The 22,154-nt window shown below is 66.2% G+C and carries 21 protein-coding genes; 8 read left to right on the forward strand and 13 right to left on the reverse strand.

Annotated elements, in window-relative coordinates:
* Positions 1 to 18: 18 nt before the first annotated feature.
* Positions 19 to 270 carry a hypothetical protein gene (locus KGM94_RS07280; RefSeq protein ID WP_300256442.1) on the forward strand — a complete coding sequence of 84 codons (252 nt, stop codon included), beginning with the start codon at positions 19 to 21 and terminating at the stop codon, positions 268 to 270.
* Positions 271 to 370: 100 nt separating this feature from the next.
* On the opposite strand, the gene KGM94_RS07285 is transcribed toward KGM94_RS07280, so the two are convergent.
* Positions 371 to 1,045, reverse strand: coding sequence for a GGDEF domain-containing protein (locus KGM94_RS07285; protein ID WP_300256383.1), 675 nt, complete (start codon positions 1,043 to 1,045; stop codon positions 371 to 373).
* 142 nt (positions 1,046 to 1,187) lie between these two features.
* Here KGM94_RS07285 and purE point away from each other — a divergent pair, with 142 nt between their 5' ends.
* The 4 genes from purE to KGM94_RS07305 all read left to right on the forward strand — a co-directional run bounded on the left by purE (position 1,188) and on the right by KGM94_RS07305 (position 4,017).
* The gene (purE, locus tag KGM94_RS07290; protein WP_300256385.1) at positions 1,188 to 1,676 is read left to right on the forward strand and encodes a 5-(carboxyamino)imidazole ribonucleotide mutase; all 489 of its coding nucleotides are present in this window, start codon (positions 1,188 to 1,190) and stop codon (positions 1,674 to 1,676) included.
* Positions 1,673 to 2,794, forward strand: coding sequence for a 5-(carboxyamino)imidazole ribonucleotide synthase (locus tag KGM94_RS07295; RefSeq protein ID WP_300256387.1), 1,122 nt, complete (start codon positions 1,673 to 1,675; stop codon positions 2,792 to 2,794). Before purE ends, KGM94_RS07295 begins: the two co-directional genes overlap by 4 nt.
* Before the next feature lie 164 nt (positions 2,795 to 2,958).
* A complete protein-coding gene (rpsU, locus tag KGM94_RS07300) occupies positions 2,959 to 3,258 on the forward strand; it encodes a 30S ribosomal protein S21 (protein ID WP_300256389.1) in 300 nt (99 codons plus the stop codon).
* A gap of 126 nt (positions 3,259 to 3,384) precedes the next feature.
* The gene (locus KGM94_RS07305) at positions 3,385 to 4,017 is read left to right on the forward strand and encodes a tetratricopeptide repeat protein (protein ID WP_300256391.1); all 633 of its coding nucleotides are present in this window, start codon (positions 3,385 to 3,387) and stop codon (positions 4,015 to 4,017) included.
* 23 nt (positions 4,018 to 4,040) lie between these two features.
* Here KGM94_RS07305 and KGM94_RS07310 read toward each other — a convergent pair whose 3' ends face one another.
* The 11 genes from KGM94_RS07310 to KGM94_RS07360 all read right to left on the reverse strand — a co-directional run bounded on the left by KGM94_RS07310 (position 4,041) and on the right by KGM94_RS07360 (position 15,578).
* Complete coding sequence (locus KGM94_RS07310) at positions 4,041 to 4,955, reverse strand: hypothetical protein (RefSeq protein WP_300256393.1); 915 nt, start codon at positions 4,953 to 4,955, stop codon at positions 4,041 to 4,043.
* Between the two features lie 90 nt (positions 4,956 to 5,045).
* Positions 5,046 to 5,330 (reverse strand): cupin domain-containing protein, encoded by a 285-nt coding sequence (locus KGM94_RS07315; RefSeq protein ID WP_300256395.1) that lies wholly within the window; start codon positions 5,328 to 5,330, stop codon positions 5,046 to 5,048.
* 14 nt (positions 5,331 to 5,344) lie between these two features.
* Positions 5,345 to 6,442: an ionic transporter y4hA gene (locus tag KGM94_RS07320; protein WP_300256397.1), complete on the reverse strand. Its 1,098-nt coding sequence runs from the start codon at positions 6,440 to 6,442 to the stop codon at positions 5,345 to 5,347.
* A gap of 114 nt (positions 6,443 to 6,556) precedes the next feature.
* On the reverse strand, positions 6,557 to 7,954 hold the full coding sequence (locus KGM94_RS07325; protein ID WP_300256399.1) for an NAD(P)(+) transhydrogenase (Re/Si-specific) subunit beta: 1,398 nt from the start codon (positions 7,952 to 7,954) through the stop codon (positions 6,557 to 6,559).
* A 38-nt stretch (positions 7,955 to 7,992) separates the two neighbouring features.
* Complete coding sequence (locus KGM94_RS07330; RefSeq protein ID WP_300256401.1) at positions 7,993 to 8,310, reverse strand: proton-translocating transhydrogenase family protein; 318 nt, start codon at positions 8,308 to 8,310, stop codon at positions 7,993 to 7,995.
* Positions 8,311 to 8,321: 11 nt separating this feature from the next.
* On the reverse strand, positions 8,322 to 9,449 hold the full coding sequence (locus KGM94_RS07335; protein ID WP_300256402.1) for a Re/Si-specific NAD(P)(+) transhydrogenase subunit alpha: 1,128 nt from the start codon (positions 9,447 to 9,449) through the stop codon (positions 8,322 to 8,324).
* A 141-nt stretch (positions 9,450 to 9,590) separates the two neighbouring features.
* Positions 9,591 to 9,743, reverse strand: coding sequence for an aa3-type cytochrome c oxidase subunit IV (locus KGM94_RS07340; RefSeq protein ID WP_300256404.1), 153 nt, complete (start codon positions 9,741 to 9,743; stop codon positions 9,591 to 9,593).
* A 96-nt stretch (positions 9,744 to 9,839) separates the two neighbouring features.
* Complete coding sequence (locus KGM94_RS07345) at positions 9,840 to 10,235, reverse strand: type II toxin-antitoxin system death-on-curing family toxin (RefSeq protein ID WP_300256405.1); 396 nt, start codon at positions 10,233 to 10,235, stop codon at positions 9,840 to 9,842.
* Positions 10,236 to 10,258: 23 nt separating this feature from the next.
* Complete coding sequence (locus KGM94_RS07350) at positions 10,259 to 10,483, reverse strand: MazE family transcriptional regulator (RefSeq protein WP_015664446.1); 225 nt, start codon at positions 10,481 to 10,483, stop codon at positions 10,259 to 10,261.
* An 80-nt stretch (positions 10,484 to 10,563) separates the two neighbouring features.
* Positions 10,564 to 13,578, reverse strand: coding sequence for a patatin-like phospholipase family protein (locus KGM94_RS07355; RefSeq protein WP_300256412.1), 3,015 nt, complete (start codon positions 13,576 to 13,578; stop codon positions 10,564 to 10,566).
* A 137-nt stretch (positions 13,579 to 13,715) separates the two neighbouring features.
* Positions 13,716 to 15,578 (reverse strand): M3 family oligoendopeptidase, encoded by a 1,863-nt coding sequence (locus KGM94_RS07360; protein ID WP_300256414.1) that lies wholly within the window; start codon positions 15,576 to 15,578, stop codon positions 13,716 to 13,718.
* Positions 15,579 to 15,702: 124 nt separating this feature from the next.
* Here KGM94_RS07360 and KGM94_RS07365 point away from each other — a divergent pair, with 124 nt between their 5' ends.
* The 3 genes from KGM94_RS07365 to KGM94_RS07375 all read left to right on the forward strand — a co-directional run bounded on the left by KGM94_RS07365 (position 15,703) and on the right by KGM94_RS07375 (position 21,647).
* Entirely contained in the window at positions 15,703 to 17,205 is a 1,503-nt protein-coding gene (locus tag KGM94_RS07365; RefSeq protein ID WP_300256416.1) for a sigma-54 dependent transcriptional regulator, read from the forward strand.
* A 348-nt stretch (positions 17,206 to 17,553) separates the two neighbouring features.
* A complete protein-coding gene (locus KGM94_RS07370) occupies positions 17,554 to 19,758 on the forward strand; it encodes a L,D-transpeptidase family protein (RefSeq protein ID WP_300256418.1) in 2,205 nt (734 codons plus the stop codon).
* Positions 19,759 to 20,045: 287 nt separating this feature from the next.
* Positions 20,046 to 21,647 carry a DUF882 domain-containing protein gene (locus KGM94_RS07375; protein WP_300256421.1) on the forward strand — a complete coding sequence of 534 codons (1,602 nt, stop codon included), beginning with the start codon at positions 20,046 to 20,048 and terminating at the stop codon, positions 21,645 to 21,647.
* Positions 21,648 to 21,762: 115 nt separating this feature from the next.
* Here the strand turns inward: KGM94_RS07375 and KGM94_RS07380 are convergent, their stop codons facing one another.
* Positions 21,763 to 22,035, reverse strand: coding sequence for a DUF2312 domain-containing protein (locus tag KGM94_RS07380; RefSeq protein ID WP_300256423.1), 273 nt, complete (start codon positions 22,033 to 22,035; stop codon positions 21,763 to 21,765).
* Between the last annotated feature and the right edge of the window lie 119 nt (positions 22,036 to 22,154).

The following is a 22,154-nucleotide window of genomic DNA, read 5'->3' on the forward strand; positions in this document are numbered from 1 at the left end:
AGCCAGCGGAGCAAGACCATGCCCGATGTCACCTACTACGTTGCGATGCCCTTCCTGACGGACGAAGATGGATCGCCGGTCGCCGGGACCGCGGAGGAATGCCAGAACTCGACGGCTGCGTTGCGGCGCGCCGAAATCCTGGCGCGCGTGGCTGGACATATCGGCGCGATCGCCTTCAGCCGCAGCGGCGATCCCACGACCGGCGAATTCGGCGATGCCAGATTGCTGCGCAGCTTCGGCAACGTGCCGGAAGATCTCAGCGCGCTCTGAAGCGCGATATAGCTTCATCGCGCTTCAGGACTTTGTTCGAGCATGATCCTTTCGGGAAGCCGCTTCACACTTTTCCGGATCATGCCCTGCGACCGCGCGATCATGATCTCGCCTCGTGCCGGCGCTGCGCCTTTCGCGCATACATGGCCGCATCGGCCCGCTCCAGCGCGCGGCCGGCTTGCGCATGCGGACCCAAGAGCGCAACGCCGGCAGAGGCGCCGGCGTTCACGCGCTTGCCGCCGAAGGTGAACGACATCTCGTCGATCGCCCGTTCGAGCGCCGCGGCCTTGGCCTTGGCGTCGGTCTCGCTCAGATTCCACAGCAGGAGCGCGAACTCGTCGCCGCCGAGCCGCCCGACCATGTCGGAGGAGCGCACCTGCCGCGTCAGCATCGCTGCAATGGCCTTGAGCACCTCGTCGCCGGCGGCGTGACCGAAGACATCGTTGATCGGCTTCAGGCGGTCGACGTCGAGCACGATCAGCGCGCCGCCGGCACGATAGCGATTGATGTAGCCGATCGCGCGGTGCAGTTCTCGCTCGAAGCCGCGCCGGTTGGGAATCCCGAGCAGGAAGTCGGTGTCGGCGGCGGCCTCGAGTTCCTCGATCCGTCGCAGTGCCGCCGTCAGCTTGCTGCGCAGGCCGCGAATGGTCGTTTGCGCCCGGCCGGCGTCATCGGACCGGCGGGCCGGCTTGGCTGCCGCGATCCGGCTGCGGATTCCACCGCCCTTCCGGCCCACCCTGGCCTTCGCAGCGACCGCCCTTTTTCGTTTCTTCATGGGCTTCCTGCTCAATGAAGGCTTGCGGGGTTTAACCAAGACAGGATAGTGCATTCCCTTCTCCTTGCCACCGCCTTGCGAGCGCCGGACCCGACCCTATAATCCGGCCTATGTTTTTGGATTCCCGAGCACAATTCACCTCATGACCGCGCCGATCGCCATCATCATGGGAAGCCAGTCGGACTGGGAAACCATGCGGCACGCCGCCGAAACGCTCACCGCGCTCGGCGTGACGAGCGAAACCCGGATCGTCTCGGCCCACCGCACGCCGGACCGGCTGTTTGCCTTCGCCAGGGGCGCCAAGGCGGCCGGCTTCAAGGTCATCATTGCCGGCGCCGGCGGCGCCGCGCATCTGCCCGGCATGACGGCGTCACTGACCGAGCTTCCGGTGTTCGGCGTTCCCGTGGAATCCAAGGCACTGTCGGGCGTCGATTCGCTGTATTCGATCGTCCAGATGCCCGCCGGCATCCCGGTCGGGACGCTCGCGATCGGCAAGGCGGGCGCGATCAACGCGGCGCTGCTCGCCGCCAGCATCCTTGCGCTGTCGGATCCGGCCCTTGCCGGCCGGCTCGCAACCTGGCGCAAGGCGCAGACCGATGCCGTGGCCGAGCGCCCGGAGGACAAGGCGTGACTGGCGCGAAGCGGGTGAAGCTGAAGCCCGGCGACACCATCGGAATCCTCGGCGGCGGACAATTGGGACGCATGCTCGCGATGGCGGCGGCGCGGCTCGGCCTGCGCTGCCAGGTGTTCTCGCCCGATCCGGACTCGCCGGCCTTCGACGTCGTGCTGAACGCGACCTGCGCGGAATATGCCGACGTCGAGGCGCTGGAGTTGTTCGCCAACGACGTCGACGTCATCACCTACGAGTTCGAGAACGTGCCGGCGGCGGCCGCGATGGTGCTGGACGCCCGCCGCCCGGTGCTGCCCAACCGCAAGGTGCTGGAGACGACGCAGGATCGCCTCGCCGAGAAGGATTTCGTGACGCGGCTCGGCATCGGCACCGCGTCCTATGCCGACGTGACGTCGGTGGCGTCGCTGTGCGCTGCAATCGATGCGATCGGGCTGCCGGCCGTGCTGAAGACGCGCCGCTTCGGCTATGACGGCAAGGGCCAGGCGATCATCCGCGAGGGCGACGACATCGCCAAGGTCTGGACCAGCCTCGGCACCAAGTCGGCGATCCTGGAAGCCTTCGTGCCGTTCGAGCGCGAGATCTCCGTGATTGCCGCGCGCTCCGCGGACGGACAGGTCGAGTGTTTCGACGTCACCGAGAACGAGCACCGCGACCACATCCTGAAGGTCTCGCGGGCGCCGGCGGCGATCCCGGATGCGCTGGCGGACGAGGCGCGCGGCATCGCAGCGAAGATCGCCGGCGCGCTCGACTATGTCGGGGTGCTGGCGGTGGAGATGTTCGTGCTCGCCAACGGCGCGGGACCGAAGGTGCTCGTCAACGAGATCGCTCCGCGCGTGCACAATTCCGGACACTGGACGCTCGACGGGGCGTCGATCTCCCAGTTCGAGCAGCACATCCGCGCCATTGCCGGCTGGCCGCTCGGCAAGCCGGTGCGGCACGGCCCGGTCACCATGACCAACCTGATCGGGGACGAGATCAACCAGTACGAGGACTGGCTCACGGTTCCCGGAGCCACCGTCCACATCTACGGCAAGGGCGCGCCGCGCCCGGGCCGCAAGATGGGACACGTGACCCAGGTCGACCCGCACGCCGGCCTGGGGTCGCCGAAGAGCGCATAATCCGGCCCAAGAGCGCCCGATTTCTCGCTCAAATTCGGCGCGGGCAGGTGGACAGCCCGGGTTTTGTCTGATACATCCGCGCGCTCAAGGTCGAGGGCCGGGCTTTTCCGCCATCCCCTTTGCTTTACCAGAATTCAAATCCGATCCACTGAAGAGGATGCCGCGTGCAGGTTCTCGTTCGCGATAACAACGTCGACCAAGCCCTCAAGGCGCTGAAGAAGAAGATGCAGCGCGAGGGGATTTTCCGCGAGATGAAGCTCCGCGGTCACTACGAAAAGCCCTCCGAGAAGAAGGCCCGTGAGAAGGCCGAAGCCGTGCGCCGCGCGCGCAAGCTCGCCCGCAAGAAGCTGCAGCGCGAGGGCCTGCTGCCGATGAAGCCGAAGCCGGTGTTCGGCGCCGGCCCGGGTGGCGAGCGTGGCGCTGGTCGTGGCGGCCCGGGTGCTGGTCCGCGCGGTCCGCGCTGATTTAGAGCAAAATTGCAAGACAGAGTTTTCGGTGACGCGGGCCTTGGGCCCGCGTTATTGTTTTGCAGTGGTGCCTTCCATAGGGACAGGGCACTCCCGTACGGCACGAGCGCGAGCGAACCGTAGATGGCCTGCCCTCTCCCTGAGCACGGCGCGACCCGGCCCCGGTCCTGGCGACCGGTCGCGCTGGCGGTGACGGCGATCCTGCTGTCCGGCTGCTCGTTCGACCTGGGATCGCTGCTGCCCGAGAAGGAGAAGCCGGCGGAGGCCGCTCCCGTCGAAAGCACCGCCAGTTCGGGCAATGCCAGCGAAGCGCAGAGCCACACCGCGCGCGGCCAGACGCTGGCGAAATCGGGCCAGAGCGCCGCGGCGCTGGAGGAGTTCAATCGCGCCGTCGCGCTCGATCCCTACAACGCGCAGGCGCTGTATGGCCGCGCCCTGATCTACCAGGCCAACGACGAGCACGACTTCGCGATCGCGGATTTCAGCGCGGCCAGCGGCCTCAATCCGCAGAAGGCGGATCCCCTGCTCGGCCGCGCCATCAGCTATCTCGCGCTCGGCAAGGTCAAGGAAGCCGCCGCCGATCTCGACGAGGCCTCCGAAGCCGACCCGCGCAATGCGCAGGTGTGGACCACACGAGGGCTCGCCTATGAGCGCCTCGGCGACAAGGCCAGGGCCGCGGCGTCCTACACCAAGGCGGTGGCGCTCCGGCCGCATGACGAAGCCGCACGCAGCGGGCTCGCCCGCGTCGGCGGCTGAGGGATCGGTGGGAACGGCGGATCTCAGTCCGTGGTCACGGCCTTCGGCAGCACCGCATGGAACATCGATTTGACCCCCGACAGCATCTCGTCGGCGACGTTGGCCCTCGCCCTCGGCATCGTCGGGCCGGCCGCGTCGGCGCGCAGATCGAGCGGCGGCGCAATCACCACCGGGACCGGGATATCGGCCGGCGGGGTCGGCCGGTTCGCATCATCGGTTGCGACCGAAGCGGTGTAGGGCGGGCTCGCCGGCGACGATGCGGCCGGGCTGCCATAGGCCTCCGGACCGGGGGTCGACACCGTGATCGGCGGCGGCAGCGGCCGTGCGGCCGGCGGGGCCATGGTCACCACGCGAACCGCCTCCTGAGCGCGCAGCGCCTCGCCGGCGCGGGCGGTCTCCTGCGGCACGGCCTCCGGCGTCTTGTCAGTGGTCCTGCGCAGGCGCTCGATCGCCGCGCGCGCGAGATCATTGGCGTCCGGGGTGGCTGGCGTCGCGGCACCGGTTTCCACGGCAGGGGGCGTGACGGCGGGTGCGGCGACGACCGGGGCGGGCGTCGCCTTGGCGACCGCCTTTTCGCGCGGAGCGGGCTGGTGATTGCGCGGGGCGGCGGCGCTCTCGACGGGCTTTGTTTCGGCGGGCTTGATCTCGGCCGGCTGGTCGCCGGCCTTTTCGGCAGGCGCCTCGGTCGCCGGCTTGTCCAGGACCGCCTTCTCGGAGATGCCCTTGGCCTTGATTCCCGGCGCCGGCAGGTTGGCGACATCCGTGGCGCCCTTGGCAGGCTTGGCGTTCTTCTTGGTGTCGGCAGTCGAGACCGCGGCGGCAGGGGTGTCGGCCGCCGGCCTGGCGTTGATGTAGTGATTGACGATGTAGGCCCCGATGATCGTCGCGAGCACCGAGGGAAAGATATCCATCGAGATTTTAGCGAGGTATTTCAGCATGCCGGCCACTCCCCGCGATTTGATGCGGGAACTTTGAGGCATAGTGAGGGATCAACTGCGACGGATCGGTGGCAAATCGTAAAGCCGCATTTACGGCTTCAACTCGACCTCCAGGAACACGATCTCGGACGCGGTTTCGTTGAGCACGTCGTGTTCGACCCCGGCCTTGCGGAAGTAGGACTTGCCGGCCGCAAGCTGCGCCTTGGAGCGTCCGCCGTCGGGCGCCACGATGGTCATTTCGCCCGCCGTGACGGGAACGATCACGTAGTCCATCCCGTGGACGTGATGACCGGTGGCGCTGCCTGGCGGAAGCCGCCACTCGGTGACCCGGACCTCGGCGTTGTCGACCTGAACCTCGGATCTGGCGGCAAGCATCTCATTCTCCCCGGTTAGGGCACGAAGACCATGAACACGAAGACGGCGAATACCACCATATGGACCAGCCCGAACAGCACGTTGGTCCTACCGGTGCCGAAGGTCAGCATGCTCAGGAGGAAGGTCAGCAGCAAGAGGATGCTGCTCTGCGAGCTGAGGCCGAGCTCGAGCGGCGTGTCGAGCAGGTAGGTGGCCACGCCAACCGCGGGGATCGTCAATCCGATGGTCGCAATCGAGGAGCCGAGCGCGAGATTGATGCTCTTCTGCAGGTCGTTCTTGCGCGCCGCCGCAATCGCCGAGACGCCCTCCGGCAGCAGGATCAGGAGCGCGACCAGGAGGCCCGCGAACGCCGGCGGCGCGCCGATCCGCAGCGCGACCGCATCGACCACCAGGGAGAATTTCTTCGCCAGCAGCACGACCGCAAGCAGCGAGACCAGGAGCAGCGCCACGCTGAACGTGAACATCCTGCCCGACATCTGCGCCTCGCCGCCCTCCCCGTCCGCCGCCTCGTTTACGAAATAGTCCCGGTGCAGGACGGTCTGGGTGTAGAGGAACACGCCGTAGAGCGCGAGCGTGACCACGTCGACGAAGCCGAGCTGGGCGGTCGAATAGACCGGCCCCGGCGTGGTCGTCGTGTAGTTGGGCATGATCAGTGTGATGGTCGCGAGCGCAAACAGCATGCTGAGATAGACATTGGCGCCCGAGACCTGAAAGCCCTGCTCGCGATAGCGCAGGCCGCCGATGAAGATGCAGATGCCGACCAGGCCGTTGCAGACGATCATCACCACCGCAAACACGGTGTCGCGCGCCAGCGCCGGTGCAGGCGTCTCACCCAGCATGATCGTGGTGATGAGCGCGACCTCGATGATGGTCACCGCAAGCGTCAGCACGAGGGTGCCGTAGGGTTCGCCGATCCGGTGCGCGATCACCTCGGCATGGTGGACCGCCGCAAAGACTGTGCCGAACAGGACCACGAGAAGGACGACCGCGAACACGAGCCCGCCCGGCGAAAGCGTGAAGACATAGCCCGTCGCGGTCACGGCCGCGAACAGCAGCACGGCCAGCGCCGGAAACATCCAGGCCGATCGGGGCATCGGGCTATGCGCGCTCATCCGCAGGATCCCTCGCTTCGGAGAGAGCTGTAGCAAATCGCCGGGCAGATTCAATACCGGCGCACCTTGAGGCGAGCCGTGTGAAGACGGCCATCCCCGCCGAACGCGCGATCGCTACATCGCCTTGACGATGTTCTCCGTCACCTTCTTGGCGTCGCCGAGCAGCATCATGGTGTTGTCGCGATAGAACAGCGGATTGTCGATGCCGGCATAGCCCGAGGCGAGCGAGCGCTTGATGAACATCACGGTGCCCGCCTTCCAGACCTGCAGCACCGGCATGCCGTAGATCGGCGAGGTCTTGTCCTCCTCGGCGGCCGGGTTGGTGACGTCGTTGGCGCCGATCACGAAGGCGATGTCGGCCTGGGCGAATTCCGAGTTGATGTCCTCGAGTTCGAACACCTCGTCATAGGGCACGTTGGCCTCGGCCAGCAGCACGTTCATGTGGCCGGGCATGCGGCCCGCGACCGGGTGGATCGCGTATTTCACCTCGACGCCTTCCTTCTTCAGGATGTCGGCCATCTCGCGCAGCGCGTGCTGGGCCTGCGCCACCGCCATGCCGTAGCCGGGCACGATGATGACCTTCGACGCATTCTTCATGATGAAGGCGGCATCGTCCGCCGAGCCGAGTTTTGCCGGCTTCTGCTCGCCGCTGCCTCCGCCGGCTACCGCCGTCTCGCCGCCGAAGCCGCCAAGAATGACCGAGATGAAGGACCGGTTCATCGCGTGGCACATGATGTAGGACAGGATGGCGCCGGAGGAGCCGACCAGCGCGCCGGTGATGATCAGCGCGGAGTTGCCGAGCGTGAAGCCGATGCCGGCGGCCGCCCAGCCCGAATAGGAGTTCAGCATCGAGATCACGACCGGCATGTCCGCGCCGCCGATCGGGATGATCATGAGCACGCCGAGCAACAGCGCGATGATGACGTTGAGCCAGAAGAACAACACGCTGCCGCTCGTGACCAGACCGGCGATGCAGACCACCAGCGCAACGGCGAGCGCGATGTTGATGAGGTGCCGCGCCGGCAGGATGATCGGCGCACCGCTCATGCGCGCCGACAGCTTCAGGAACGCGATCACCGAGCCGGTGAAGGTCAAGGCGCCGATGGCGACGCCGAGCGACATCTCGACCAGGCTCTGGGTGTGGATGTTGCCGGGCGTGCCGATGTCGAAGGCTTCGGGCGCGTAGAACGCGCCGGCGGCGACCAGCACCGCGGCCATGCCGACCAGCGAGTGGAAGGCTGCGACGAGTTCCGGCATCGACGTCATCGGCACGCGACGCGCTATGACGGCGCCGATCGCGGCGCCGATGGCGATGCCGACGATCACGAGCAGCCAGGCAAGCCCGTCCGCCGGCGGATGATTGGCGAGCGTGGTGGCGACCGCGATCGCCATGCCGACCATGCCGAGCAGGTTGCCCCGGCGCGACGAGGCCGGGCTCGACAGTCCCCGCAGCGACAGGATGAACAGCACACCCGCCACGAGATACAACAGTGCAGACAGATTGGCGTTCATCTCAGGTCCCCATTCGCCGCTTCACCCCGAGGTGCCGCTTACTTGGACTTCTTCTTGTACATCGCCAGCATGCGCTGGGTGACAAGGAAGCCGCCGAAGATGTTGACGCAGGCGAACACCAGCGCGACGAAGCCGAAGCCGCGCGCCCAGCCCGAGCCGCTCGAGACGTTGGCGACGCCGCCCGCGAGCAGCGCGCCGACCACGATCACCGAGGAGATCGCGTTGGTCACGCTCATCAGCGGCGTGTGCAGCGCAGGCGTCACCGACCACACCACGAAGTAGCCGACGAAGACCGCCAGCACGAAAATCGACAGCCGGAAGATGAAGGGATCGACGACCTGCGCGGCATGCTCCATGGCTTGTCTCCTTACGGCTTCGGCTGGAAGTTCGGGTGAACGACGGCGCCGTCCCTGGTCAACGCGGTGGCCTTCACGAGTTCGTCGTCCCAGTTCACCGCGAGCGCCTTGCTGTTCTTGTCGACCATGGTCTCGATGAAGGAGAACAGGTTGCGCGCGTAGAGGCTCGAGGCCGACGCCGCGACGCGGCCGGCCACGTTGGTGTAGCCGACGATCTTGATGCCATCGAGATCGACGACCTCGCCTGCCCTGGCGCCCTCGACATTGCCGCCGCGCTCGACCGCGAGATCGACCAGCACCGACCCGGGCCGCATCGACTTGACCATCTCGGCCGACACCAGCTTCGGCGCGGGGCGACCGGGAATGAGTGCCGTCGTGATCACGATATCCTGCTTCTTGACGTGCTCGGCGGTGAGGGCGGCCTGCTTGGCCTGGTACTCTCTGGACATTTCCTTGGCGTAGCCGCCGGCGGTCTGCGCGTTCTTGAATTCCTCGTCCTCGACCGCGAGAAATTTTGCGCCCAAGCTCTCCACTTGCTCCTTGGTCGCGGGCCGCACGTCGGTCGCGGTGACGATGGCGCCTAGCCGCCGGGCGGTGGCGATCGCCTGCAGGCCGGCGACACCGACGCCCATCACGAACACCTTTGCAGCCGGAACGGTGCCGGCGGCCGTCATCATCATCGGGAAAGCTCGGCCGAAGGCCTCGGCGCCCTCGATCACGGCGCGGTAGCCGGCGAGGTTCGCCTGCGACGACAGCACGTCCATCACCTGCGCGCGCGTGATGCGCGGCATCAGCTCCATGGCAAAGCCCGCGACGCCGGCATCCGCCATCGCCTTCAGCGCGGCATCGTTGCCGTAGGGGTCCATGATGGCGATGACGAGCGCGCCGCGCTTGTACCTGCCGAGTTCAGACGCCTCGGGCCGCTTCACCTTGATGACGATGTCGGCGTCCTTCACCGCATCGGCGCTGACGGTGGCGCCGGCCGCGGTGAAATCGGAATCGAGCAGGCCCGACTTGACGCCGGCACCCGGTTCGACGACCACCTCAGCGCCCAGCGCCTTGAACTTCTTCACCGTATCCGGCGAGGCGGCGACCCGCGGCTCCGACGGATCGATTTCCTTGGCAACGGCAATCTTCATGAGACCTCCGGCGGCGCGGGATGGCGCGCGCAAGCAAGCTTAGCGTTACTCCCGCAACGTTGGATACCGGTTTTCGAACCGGCTTGAATGCAATTTAGTTCTTGGACCACCGCCGGGACCGGCGACGCGGCCGAGCGGGGATCAGGTCAGGAAGATCGCCATCAGGATCAGGACGAGCGCGACCGCGGCGGTGCCGTACTTCACCAGCCTGATGAAGCCCTCATAGGTCTGCTCGTGGGCAACGTAGTCGTTGCCGTCGGCGGTCGAGTAAGCCACTTCGCTATGGTTAGCCATGGATGTCCCCAGTCGAAAGTCGAATATCGGCGTGCCTTACCGCAATCCGCCGGACAGGGCAACGGCACCAGACGGCAGTATTCCCGCAAAATCGGCTCATTGGGAATCCCAATTGTCGCGGATCCAGCGGATGAGACTCCGCTCGCTGACTTCGCCGGCGGCGAGAGAGAGGATGATGGCCGTGGACTGCGCCGGATCGGGAGAGAAGGACGCGCCATTCTTGTGGAGAAAAACCATCATCGCCATGAAGGCGATCCGTTTGTTTCCGTCGACGAACGCGTGGTTCTTCGCAAGCCCGAATGCATAAGCCGCGGCAAGCTCCTCCAGCGGCGCCTGCTCGTACCGCCATTTGTTGAGCGGCCGTTCGAGCGCCGATCGCAACATGCCTTCGTCGCGCAATCCCGGCGCGCCGCCGAAGCGACGGAGTTGCCGGCTGTGAATGGCGATGGCCTGTTCGTAGGTGATCCAAAGCGGCTCTTGCTGCTCGCTCATGCCCTTGACCGATTCTTGGCCGATTATTTTGCGAGCGCAGCAAGCGTATCGCGATACTCGTCCATGATCTCGTCGGCGATCTCCATCGTCCGCTCAAAATCAGGATCATATGGCAGGGCCTGAAACCCGCCGCCGGGAAGCTCGACGATATGCAGTTGCTGGCCGCGCTTGAGGTCGAGCCGTTGCATCAGTTCGCGTGGAAGCAACAACCCGTCCGAGTTGCCGATCTTCTTGATCTCGATCTTCATTGGTGTTCCTCGGGGCAAGACCGTTATACAAATGTATAACATTGCCCAGTCGATCGTTCAACATATGTTTTACGGCAGCCCTACCCCTGGTCCACCACGGCGACCATGACCGTTGCGCCCGGCGGTGCCACGGCGGGCAGCCCGAGAGCATCACGCACCGCGCCGATGGCGTCATTGCCGCCCTCCGTGAACCTGACCATGTCCGGAGCGATGCCGTGCCCGACCGCCACGGGATGGTCGCCGGCCAGGAAGCCGTGGGTCATGTGGAAGCCGAGCGCGCGATAGACCTCGAACTGCTCCTCGGAGAAGAACTGATCGCCCGTGGTCTCGTGCGGGAACGTGTCGTTCCGCCGCGCATAGTCGCGGATATAGTCGTTCTCGTCGCCGGTGAGCGATGCCTTGATGTAGACGAGATAGCCGGGCTCAGCGACGCCATAGTCGATGGTGCCGATGGCGACATGAACGTGATTCCGCGCGGCGTCATCCCGCGCGCCGGAGGGTGCCGGCGCCCCCTTCCTGTCGGCGTTGCGCGCCATCATCGCGCACGTGCGGTCCCTGATCGGGCCCCATGGCAGGTCGATGCGGATGCCGAGATCGATGCGGGCATAGCGCTGCAGCGTCATCAGCGACGGAAAATTCATCGGCGCATCGGCCTCCACGTCGACCGCGATGATCACCTTGCTCCGCCGGCGCAACAGTTCGTACACGCCGAGATTCTCGATGTGGCCGCCATCGGTGAGATAGACCGAGTCCGCGTTCTCGTAGAGCCGGCCCGTGATCTCGGCCCACAGATAGAGCGTGGAGCGATGCTCCGGCCGCGTCAGGTCGTCGACATATTGCGGATTCTTCAGCCAGTAGCCGAGCCGCACGTTCAAGAGCGCGAGCGTCGGCGTCAACGGCGTGATCGAGTTCGAGCCCATGTTCGAGGACGCGGCCGCGCCCGAGATCGCCATCGCGGTCGCAAGGTCGAGCCCGCTTTCCTTGCATTCGAGCTTGGCGGTATCGCAATAGCCAGTGGCTTCGCTGCCGGTCCACAGCGGCGAGAACAGGAAGAAGTCCGCATTGCGGCCGCGGCGGTTGGCATAGTCCGAGCCCTGGATGTTGAGGGCGGTGTTGATCAGGTGATAGGGCGCTACCAGACGGTAGCCGGTCGTTCCCGCCTCTCCCGGAGCGCGCGGGCACAGATCGCTCAGCTTGAGATCGAGTTCGGGAAAATCCCGCCCCTGATCGATGCTCGGAATGCCCTTGGCCACGCGCCGCTTCGGCATCTCCGGCACGAACAGGAACGCCTTGCTCAGCCGGTCGCGGTAGAGCCGGTGCAGCGAATTGGCATTCGGCCGCATGAACCATGACAGCGCCAGCAGCAGGGCGGCAAGGCAGAGATACATCACGGCCATCGGCCGGTTGATGTTGTTGGCGATTCGGTAGTAGCCGAGCAGCGCCATCGTCCAGCGGTCGGGATCGGGATCGCCGAAGAGTTTCGCGCCCGACAGCAGCCAGTCGGGAATGTGAGAGGTCGCGGTGACCCTGGGCGGCGCCGGCGCCGTGCCGTCCTTGCTGGCGATCTCGGCCGACAGCGACTTCGCCCGCGAATCGAACTCGATCTTGCCCGAGAGACCCGAGACGGTGGCCGCGGGCGCTGGCAGACCCGCGCTCCAGGCGCTGACGTCGCACTGCCTGCTGTTGGCGCCATACACCCTGTCGTTCGCGATGCCCCAGAAGCACAGATAGAGATAGCCGATCCAGATCAGCAGCGGCAGTGCGAGGCCCGCGACCCAGACCGCCCCGCCAGCGACATAGGCGAGGATCCGCGACGGAAGATCGGAGGCGCCGGCGCCCTTCAGCAGACCGGCGAATTGCTGCCTGAACAGCGTCACCGCCGCGGCGATCGGCGCGGTGATGGCGGCGAGCGACTTGATCCAGCCGATCACGACCCCGGCGATCAGGCCGGCGGCCTGATCGGTGCCGCCACCGTCCGCGACGCCGAACATCTGCGCGATCATGAAGGGCTGGAATTCGAAGAAGGCGATGATGCCGACCAGCACCAGGTAGGTCGCCCCCATCGTTGGCCAATGGCCGCGGAACTCCTGCAGCCGGTCGTCGCGCAGGAACGAGCGCCACAGCGCCCAGCCGAAGAACAGCACGAGCCCCAGGAGCCCGGAGGACAGCGTCAGCGCGAAATGGGTCACCGGGAAATAATGCGCCGCGTTGCAGATCACGCCCATGATCAGGGTGACGCCGACGAGATAGCGGAAGAACACCCGGCGATCGACCGGCGAGACCGCGCGGTGAATGAGACCGACGATCAGGAAGGCGAATGCAACCACGATTCCGAGCAGCGTGAAGCCGAACGTCTTGAGGATCGGATAGTCGCCGATGAAGGAGAAGACCTGCCCGTTGCTCACGCCGAGGCCGAACAGATTGGGCGCGTAGAGGCACGACCGCGCCGGGTTCGACAGGATCGTCACCGCCGCGAGCGCCAGCACCATCGGAAACGCGAAGCCGGCATTGGCGACGAGACCGCGGACGACGATCGCAATGCCGGTAAAGAAGTCGCGCGCGCCCGCAGGGATCAGATAGTTGGAATAGTTCCTGATATGGCCGACCGCCGGCGTGTCGCTGATCTCGCTGGCGCGCGCCGCGGTCGCGGGAGCCGGTTTCTCCCCGAACACGAATCGTCCCGACGCCGTCGTGGTCGCGGAGAACGCACTGCCGATATAGCCGCCGCCGGAGACCGTCGACAGATAGTCGATGCGCTTGATGAGGTCGTGGTGGTTGAGCGCCTGCAGCACGCCGAGACAAAGGGCCGACGAGCGGATTCCTCCGCCGGACAGCGCAAGCGCCACGGTGTCGGCAACCTCGTCATCGTTCGCACCGAGCGGCGCGAACGGCTCGCCGGGCTTCGCATCAGCGTCGGCGCGCCGACGTTCCTCCGCTACGCGGTCGGCTTCGAGCCTCGCCCGGCGGCTGTTGATGGCCTCGCGCTCGGTCGCGAGAATGCGGCCGAACTGCGTGTCCCATGCCGTCTCGTCGGCCGCCGCCGGCAGATTGGGTTCGTAGGCCTGCGCCTGCAGTCGATCTTGCTCGCTGGCCATGTCCGTCTCCCCAGACAGGCGCCGGAGATTCTACAATCGAAAATTGTAAAATCAAATGGTCGTGCCGCACAGGGTTAGTCTTGCCGGAGGCGTGAACGTTCAATGCCGGCGAGCAGGATTTCGAGTCGGGCTCCGCCTCAGCCCATCTCCTCGAGATCGTCGATCATGCCGGCGATCACGGAGAGGCCGCCGTCCCAGAATTTCGGGTCCTTGGCGTCGAGCCCGAAGGGGCGGAGCAGCTCGGAATAGTGCTTGGTGCCGCCGGCCGCGAGCATGTCGAGATAACGCTCGGCAAAGCCGTCGGCGGCATGCTCGTAGACCGCATAGAGCGAGTTCACCAGACAATCGCCGAACGCGTAGGCGTAGACGTAGAACGGCGAATGGATGAAGTGCGGGATGTACATCCAGTAGTTCTCGTATCCCGCCTTGATCTCGATCGCAGGACCGAGACTGTCGCCCTGCACCGACAGCCAGATCTCGCCGAGGCGCGTCGCGGTGAGCTCGCCGTTCTTGCGTTCGGTATGCACCGCGCGCTCGAACGAATAGAACGCGATCTGCCGCACCACGGTGTTGATCATGTCCTCGACCTTGCCGGCGAGCAGCGCCTGGCGCTGCTTGGCGCTCTTGGTCTGCGCCAGCAGCCGCTTGAAGGTCAGCATCTCGCCGAACACGCTCGCGGTCTCCGCCAGCGTGAGCGGGGTCGGCGCCATCAGCGCGCCGTTCCTCGCCGCCAGCACCTGATGCACGCCGTGACCGAGCTCGTGCGCGAGCGTCATCACGTCGCGCGGCTTGCCCTGGTAGTTCATCAGCACATAGGGATGCGCCGACGGCGTCGTCGGATGCGAGAACGCGCCCGGCGCCTTGCCCGGACGCACCGGCGCGTCGATCCAGCGGTCGGTGAAGAAGCGCTCGGCGATCTCGGCCATTTTGGGCGAGAAGCCGCGATAGGCGGTCAGCACCGTGGCCCTCGCCTCCGGCCACGCGATGGTACCATTCGCGGCGAACGGCAGCGGCGCATTGCGGTCCCAATAGGCGAGCCGCTTCTTGCCGAACCATTTTGCCTTCAGCGCGTAGTAGCGATGCGACAGTTTCGGGTAGGCCGCGCGCACGGAGGCGACCAGCGCGTCCACCACCTCGCGCTCGACGCGGTTGTTGAGATGGCGGGAATCCGCGACGTCCTGGAAGCCGCGCCAGCGGTCGGCGATGTCCTTGTCCTTGGCAAGCGTGTTGGTGATGAGCGCAAAGGTGCGTTCGTTGGCCTTGAAGGTCCTGGCCAGCGCCTCCGCGGCGCTCTTGCGCTTCTTGCCGTCGCGGTCCTGCAGCAGGTTGAGCGTCGGCTCGATCGCGAGCTCCTTCGCGCCGACCTTGAAGCGCAGGCAGGAGATGGTCTGGTCGAACAGCCTGTTCCAGGCGGAGTAGCCGGTCTGCGCCTTCTCGAGGAAAAGCTGCTCGAGCCTGTCCTCGAGCTGGTACGGCTTCTCCTTGCGCAGGTCTTCGATCCACGGCCGGTAGTGCGCAAGTTCCGGCGCGGCCATCGCGCGCGCCAGCAGGTCGTCGTCGATGCGGTTGAGCTCGAGCGCGAAGAACAGGAGATGGGTGGACGCGGCGGTCAGCCGCTCGGACACGTCGCCGTAGAATTTCGAGATCCCCGGGTCGACGCTGTCGCCGGCGTGGGCGAGGCCGGCGTAGGAGCCCAGGCGTCCCGCGAGGTCGTCGATCGCCTCGTAGCGTCGCACCGCCTGCGCGAGCCATGGTCCGCCGCCTTCGCTCGCCGTTCCGGCTGCGAGCTTGCCCTTGTAGTCGGTCTCAAACGCGACGCAATCGGCATCCATCTTCGCGAGGTCGCGCGCCACTTCCGGCGCGTCGATCCCGGAATAGAGATCGGCGAGGTTCCATTCCGGCAGCTTGCCGGTCTTGGCCGCTGGCGTTCCGGAGCTGGCCTTGGCGGCGGCCTTCTTTGTGTTCGATTTTCGGAGAGTATGCTTGGAGCGCGAAGTCATCGTGTTGGAAACCTGTGTTCAACGATCGCAATGGGACGGGTCGGCAAGGTTTAAGAGTGCGTTAATCGGCATCGGCGAGAGTGCCCCGATTCGAGACAGATAGTTGTAGCGTGCGGGGAACACCATGGCTGCCAGTATTTTGATTGCCGACGATGACGCCGTACAGCGCCGCCTAGTCGAGAACATGGTGCAAAAATGCGGGTATGAGACCGTCGTCGTCGAGTCCGGCGATGCCGCGATCGCCGCCCTCACCGCCCCGGACGCCGCCGCGATCGACGCGGTGGTGCTGGATCTCGTGATGCCCGGCCTCGACGGCATGGGCGTGCTGGCGAAGATCCGCGAGGCGGGCCTCAACGTTCCCGTGATCGTGCAGACCGCGCATGGCGGCATCGACAACGTGGTCTCGGCGATGCGCGCCGGCGCGCAGGATTTCGTGGTCAAGCCGGTCGGCATGGAGCGGCTGCAGGTCTCCTTGCGCAACGCGCTCAACACCAGCGCGCTGAAGGGCGAGTTGCAGCGCATCCGCCACAGCCGCGAAGGCCGGCTGACCTTCACCGACATCATCACCCGAAGCGAGGCGATGGCGCATGTGATGCGCACCGCGCAGAAGGCGGCCGGCTCCTCGATTCCGGTGCTGATCGAGGGCGAGTCCGGCGTCGGCAAGGAATTGTTCGCGCGCGCCATTCACGGCAGCGGCGAGCGCAAGTCGAAACCGTTCGTCGCGGTCAATTGCGGCGCGATCCCCGACAATCTCGTGGAATCGATCCTGTTCGGCCACGAGAAGGGCGCCTTCACCGGCGCGACGGAGCGCCACACCGGCAAGTTCGTCGAGGCTCACGGCGGCACGCTGTTCCTGGACGAAGTCAGCGAACTGCCGCTCGCCGCACAGGTGAAGCTGCTGCGCGCGCTGCAGGAAGGCGCGGTCGAGGCGGTCGGCGGCCGCAAGCCCGTGAAGGTCGACGTCCGCATCGTCTCCGCGACCAACCGCAACCTCCTGGAGCGGGTCAAGCAGGGCCATTTCCGCGAAGACCTGTTCTATCGTCTTCACGTGCTGCCGCTGACCGTCCCGCCGCTGCGGGCGCGGCGCGAGGACGTTCCGCATCTGTTACGGCACTTTCTGGCGCGGTTTGCCGCCGAGGAGAACCGTGCGATCGCGGGCGTCAGCGGCGAGGCGATGGCGCATCTCGCGCGCCTCGACTGGCCGGGCAACATCCGCCAGCTGGAGAATGCGGTCTATCGCGCGGTGGTGATGAGCGAGGGCGACCAGCTCGGCCTTGGCGATTTCCCGCTGCTTGCCACGTACCCCCAGCACGTCACGGATATCCCGACCGCGCCGCTGATCCTCGAGCCGACCACGCCGGCAGCGCACGCCATGATCTCGGGTAGCGACATACCGATCGCACCGCTCCAGACCGCCGGATCGCTCGCACTGCTCACCAGCTCCGGGGACGTCCGTCCCCTGGACGAGATGGAGCACGAGATCATCCGCTTCGCGATCGCGCATTATCGCGGGCAGATGTCGGAGGTCGCCCGCCGCCTTAAAATCGGCCGCTCGACGCTCTACCGCAAACTGGACGAGGCCGGAGTGCCCGGACATGGCGGCAAAAGCGGCGAGGAGACGCACTGAGCGCGGCTAGCGCAGCGCTGCTGCCTCCTGTGGCCGGGCCGGCCGCAGGTATTTCGCATTAAGTCCTTCGCATTTCGGGAGATTTGAACCGTGTCCGGGAAGTGACAGACAAAGGGAAAAGCGCGTGGCAGAGGCGCACAATCCGTTGCAAAGAGGCTTTCTTGAAGTCAGTTTGTCGTGAGTTGTCCCGGGTGGCGCTGGCTGCAAAAGCGGGGCCTGTATATCGTCTGCGTAGGAATCGTTGCGTGCAGGCGTGCAACTTTCGAGAAGCCGGCGCAGTTAGCCGAAGCTGATGGACGATAACAAGGCTGCTCCGCGAGGGGCAGCCCACCCGAGGGGTGCGACACGATGCGTGACTGTTTGAACAACCGTGCAGGCTTCGACCGCGTGCTGATGACGGTCGCGGCGACCTTCCTCACGGTCTCGGCGAGTTCGGCCCTTGCGCAGACCTCGGCGCGCAGCAGCGCCGCGGAGCTGGCCATCGAAGCTGCGATCCCGCGCCCCGAGCCCGCCAATGTTCCGCCGCCGACCGCCGCCGACATCAAGCTGGACACCACCGCCACCGTGCAGGAGCCTGCCAAGGACTTCGCCAAGGAACCCGTCAAGGCGGAGGCCGCGCCGGCGCCTGAGAAGGTCGAGAGCAAGCCCACGGCCACAGCTCCCGCCACCGAGGCTCCGACCAGCGAGACAGCCAAAACCGAACCGGCAAAGACCGAGCCGAAGACCGACACCGCGACGGCTCCTGCGGCGCCCGCAACCGCCGCGACCCCGGCCGAGCCGTCGAAGGACGTCGCCAGGGAGCCGGCCTCCGAGCCCGTCAAGGCCGCGAGCAACGTGCCCGCAGCCGACCAGCCGGTCGCCGACAAGCTCAAGGACCTGCTGGGCGCCAAGACGTCGCGCTATTTCGATCGCAAGGCCGAGCGCGCTGCGGTCGAGAAGTTCTACGGCGCACGCGAGTTCGCGCCGGTCTGGACCCAGGCCGGCAACCTCACCGCCGCCGCCAAGGGCGTGATCGCGCGGCTGAAGGATGCGGCCTCCGAAGGCCTCAATGCGGCCGACTATCCGGTTCCCGATTTCGCCGCCGCAACCAGCCCGGACGCGCTGGCCGACGCCGAGCTGAAGCTCACCGCCAGCATGCAGGACTACGCCCGCCAGGCGCAGAGCGGCCGGATGCACTGGTCGCAGGTCAGCGCGGACATCCTCTATCCGGAGCATCCGACCGACCCGAACGAGGTGCTCGCCAAGGTCACGGCCGCCGCCGATGCATCGGCGGCGCTCGAGAGCTACAACCCGCCGCACAAGCTCTACAAGGAGCTGAAGGCCAAGCTCGCGCAGCTGCGCGGCCAGGGCGACGGCCCGGTGATCACCATCGCCGACGGCCCGGCGCTGAAATACACCCCCGCCCGCGGCAAGAAGCAGCCCGAGATCGTGGTGGAAGATCGCCGCGTGCCGCAGTTGCGCGCCAAGCTCGGCCTCGCCGAAATCCCCAACGACACCCGCTATGACGCAGCGCTCTCCGAAGCCGTGCGAAAATTCCAGGACGGCGCCGAACTCAAGACCACCGGCATCCTCGACGACAGGACCGTGAAGGCGCTGAACAGCCCGAAACGCGACCGCCAGATCGACACCGTGCTGGTCAACATGGAGCGCTGGCGCTGGCTGCCGCGCGACCTCGGCGCGCCCTCGCTCGGCGATGCCTACGTCATCCTCAACATCCCGGACTTCACGCTGAAGGTCATGCAGCGCGGCCAGCAGGTCTGGACCACGCGCGTGGTCACGGGCAAGCCGGGCAATCATGCGACCCCGATGCTCACCGAGACGATGAAGTACATCACGGTGAACCCGACATGGAACGTGCCGCCGTCGATCGTCTACAACGAGTATTTGCCGGCGCTTCAGCAGGACCCGACGGTGCTGCAGCGGATGGGACTGCGGCTCGAGCAGAACCGCGACGGCTCCGTGCACATCTCGCAGCCGCCGGGTGAAGCCAACGCGCTCGGCCGCATCCGCTTCAACTTCCCGAACAAGTTCCTGGTCTATCAGCACGACACGCCGGACAAGTACCTGTTCGCCAAGGACGAGCGGGCCTTCAGCCATGGCTGCATGCGCGTGCAGTATCCGGATCAGTACGCCTCCGTGCTGCTCAACATCACGCTGCCGGACCAGCACTACACGCCGGAGCGCGTGCGCGGCATGTACGGCTCGAGCGAGGTCGACCTGAAGTTCCCGACGCCCATCCCGGTCAACATCACCTACCAGACCGCGTTCGTCGACGATGCCGGCAAGCTGCAGTTCCGCAAGGACATTTACGGCCGCGACGCCACCATGATCGCGCTGATGAAGAGCGGCCGCAGCAAGGACCTCGAGAACGTCGTCGCCCGGGCCCAGCCGAGCTACGCGCGCCCGGCGACCACGCTGCCGGCGGGCGTCGCCTTCGCCAACAATGGCGGCGGTTTCTCCTCCGGTCCGTCGTTCTTCGAGCGGCTGTTCGGGCCGCCGACCCCGCCGCCGGCCCCGGTCGGCCGCCGGTCGCAGCGCGTGTTCACCCGCTGAGGTTTTCTCGCGACCTGAGGAACAATTCCTCAATGAAATCAGCGATCTCGTCTTCCGACGAGATCGCTTAACGTTAACCATTCTCCACCAGGACCGAGGCTCTGGGCACGTTTTCGCCACACTCGGCCGGTTAGGTCCGTAGTCTGAGTTGCTACGGACTTTGGGGGCGGGAAGGTAAATCGAACTTTAACCTTCTCGCTTTAAGAAAGCGTTCATCCTCTTTCGCGCGCTAGCGGGGTTGGCGGGAGAGTCCATTTTGAACGCTCGTCGACTGGGTGGGCTCATACGTGCTGACTGGTTTCGCACGCCATTTCGCTGCGCTGTCGTTGCCCCGTGGGGGAGTGAAGGCCGGGTCGAAGATCGGCCTGGCCTCACTGTTGCTGCTCGCCGGCGCAGGAAACGTTCACGATGCGACCGCGCTGAACGAGACGCGCACCCTCTCCTTCCACCACACCCATTCCGGCGAGGACCTCAGCGTCACCTTCAAGCGCGACGGGCGCTATGACGAGGCGGCGCTGAAGCAGCTCAATCACTATTTGCGCGACTGGCGCAACCAGGACGAGACGGTCATGGACCGTCACCTCTTCGACATCCTCTGGGAAGTCTATCGCGACGTCGACGGCAAGCAGCCGATCCAGATCATCTCCTCCTACCGATCGCCCGCCACCAACGCCATGCTCCGCCGCCGCTCCTCGGGCGTGGCGCGCCACAGCCAGCACATGCTGGGTCATGCGATGGACTTCTTCATTCCGGGCGTGCCGCTGGAGCAGATTCGTTTCGCCGGCCTTCGTCTGCAGCGCGGCGGCGTCGGCTTCTACCCGACCTCAGGATCGCCCTTCGTCCATCTCGACACCGGCAGCATCCGGCACTGGCCGCGGATGACGCCCGACCAGCTCGCCCGCGTCTTCCCGGACGGCCGCACCGTCCATGTCCCGACCAACGGCGTGCCGCTGAAGGGCTATGAGCTCGCCAAGGCCGACATCGAGCGCCGCGGCAATGCCGACGACGCCGCGACCGTCAGCAAGCCGAGCTTCCTGGCCGCCCTGTTCAGGGGCAAGTCGGCTGCGAGCGACGAAGACGACGAGGGCGCGCCCGCAGCGCCTGCCAAACCGACGGTCGTCGCTTCGCTCACGCCGACCAAGGTCGCCGAGAAGCTGGCCGAGGCCGTCCCGGTGCCGCGCGCCAAGCCGACCGCAACGCTGCAGCTCGCCACGGCGGATGCGCAGATCGTCCAGCCATCCAAGCCGAAACCGGTGGCCGCCGAGAAGTCGCCCGAGTCCAGGCCGCAAACCCCTGCCGACATCATCAATGCGCGCGGCTTTTGGGATAATCCCGCTACGCCGCAGCAGGCCACGCCCGCCCAGGTCGCCGCGCTGAAGGCGCGCCAGGCGCTGGCGCAGGCGACCGATCCGCAGCCGACCGCGAGCGTCTCGCCGTCCGCGCTGCAGGCGCTCGCCTATGCACCGGCCGCCGCCTCGCCCGTCGATCGCGCCAACATCGTTGCGGCGTCCGCACCGATCCCGCGCTCGCCCCGCCCGGCTTCCGCGACGCGCAGCCCTGCGCCGGCCACCGAGATCAACACGGTCGTCGCCAAGGAATCGCCGGGCATGATTGCGACCTCGGCCCGGCTCTCCGCCGCCAAGGGCGAAAGCGCCTGGCTCAGGATCGCGATGCTGGCGCCGAGCGCGAGCCGCGCGATGTCGGTGACGCTGATGGGCGACGTCGACATGGCCGCGATGCGCGCTTATTTCGTCAAGCCTCGGGCGGTGATCGCGATGGGCTTCGTTGACGATCCGATGCTCGGCCTGTCCTGCGACAGCTTCTCGGGGACCGCGACCGCCAGGCTCCAGACGACGTCCTTCGTGATGCGCACCGCCGCCCTGCGCTGAGTTTCCTCAGAGTGGATCCGTAGCCCGGATGGAGCGAAGCGCAATCCGGGACTGATCGCTATCGCGGCCGCAGCAACCCGGATTTCGCTTCGCTCCATCCGGGCTACGAGGGGCCTCACAGCATTCCGAGCGCCTGCATGTAGGTTTCCAGGATCGTTTCCTCTTCCTGTCGCTCGTTGGGATCCTGCTTGCGCAGACGCACGATGGTGCGCAGCGCCTTCACGTCGAAACCGTTGCCCTTGCTCTCGGCATAGACGTCGCGAATGTCGTCGGAGATGGCCTTCTTCTCTTCCTCGAGCCGCTCGATGCGCTCGATGATGGATTTGAGCTGGTCCTTGGCGAATTTCGTCGCGGGCGCTTCGTCGCTGACGGCGGCAGCAGTAGCCATCTTGTACTCCTGAAGGAACTGGCAATTGAGGGATAACGCCGGCGGCCTCACGCCGCGCGTGCCGGATCGACCCTCAAGTTTGGCGTCCCTTCCGTCAAGGCGACATCGCGCTCGTCCAC

Origin of the sequence: Bradyrhizobium sp. (assembly GCF_028868675.1) — a bacterium.
Lineage (GTDB): Bacteria > Pseudomonadota > Alphaproteobacteria > Rhizobiales > Xanthobacteraceae > Bradyrhizobium.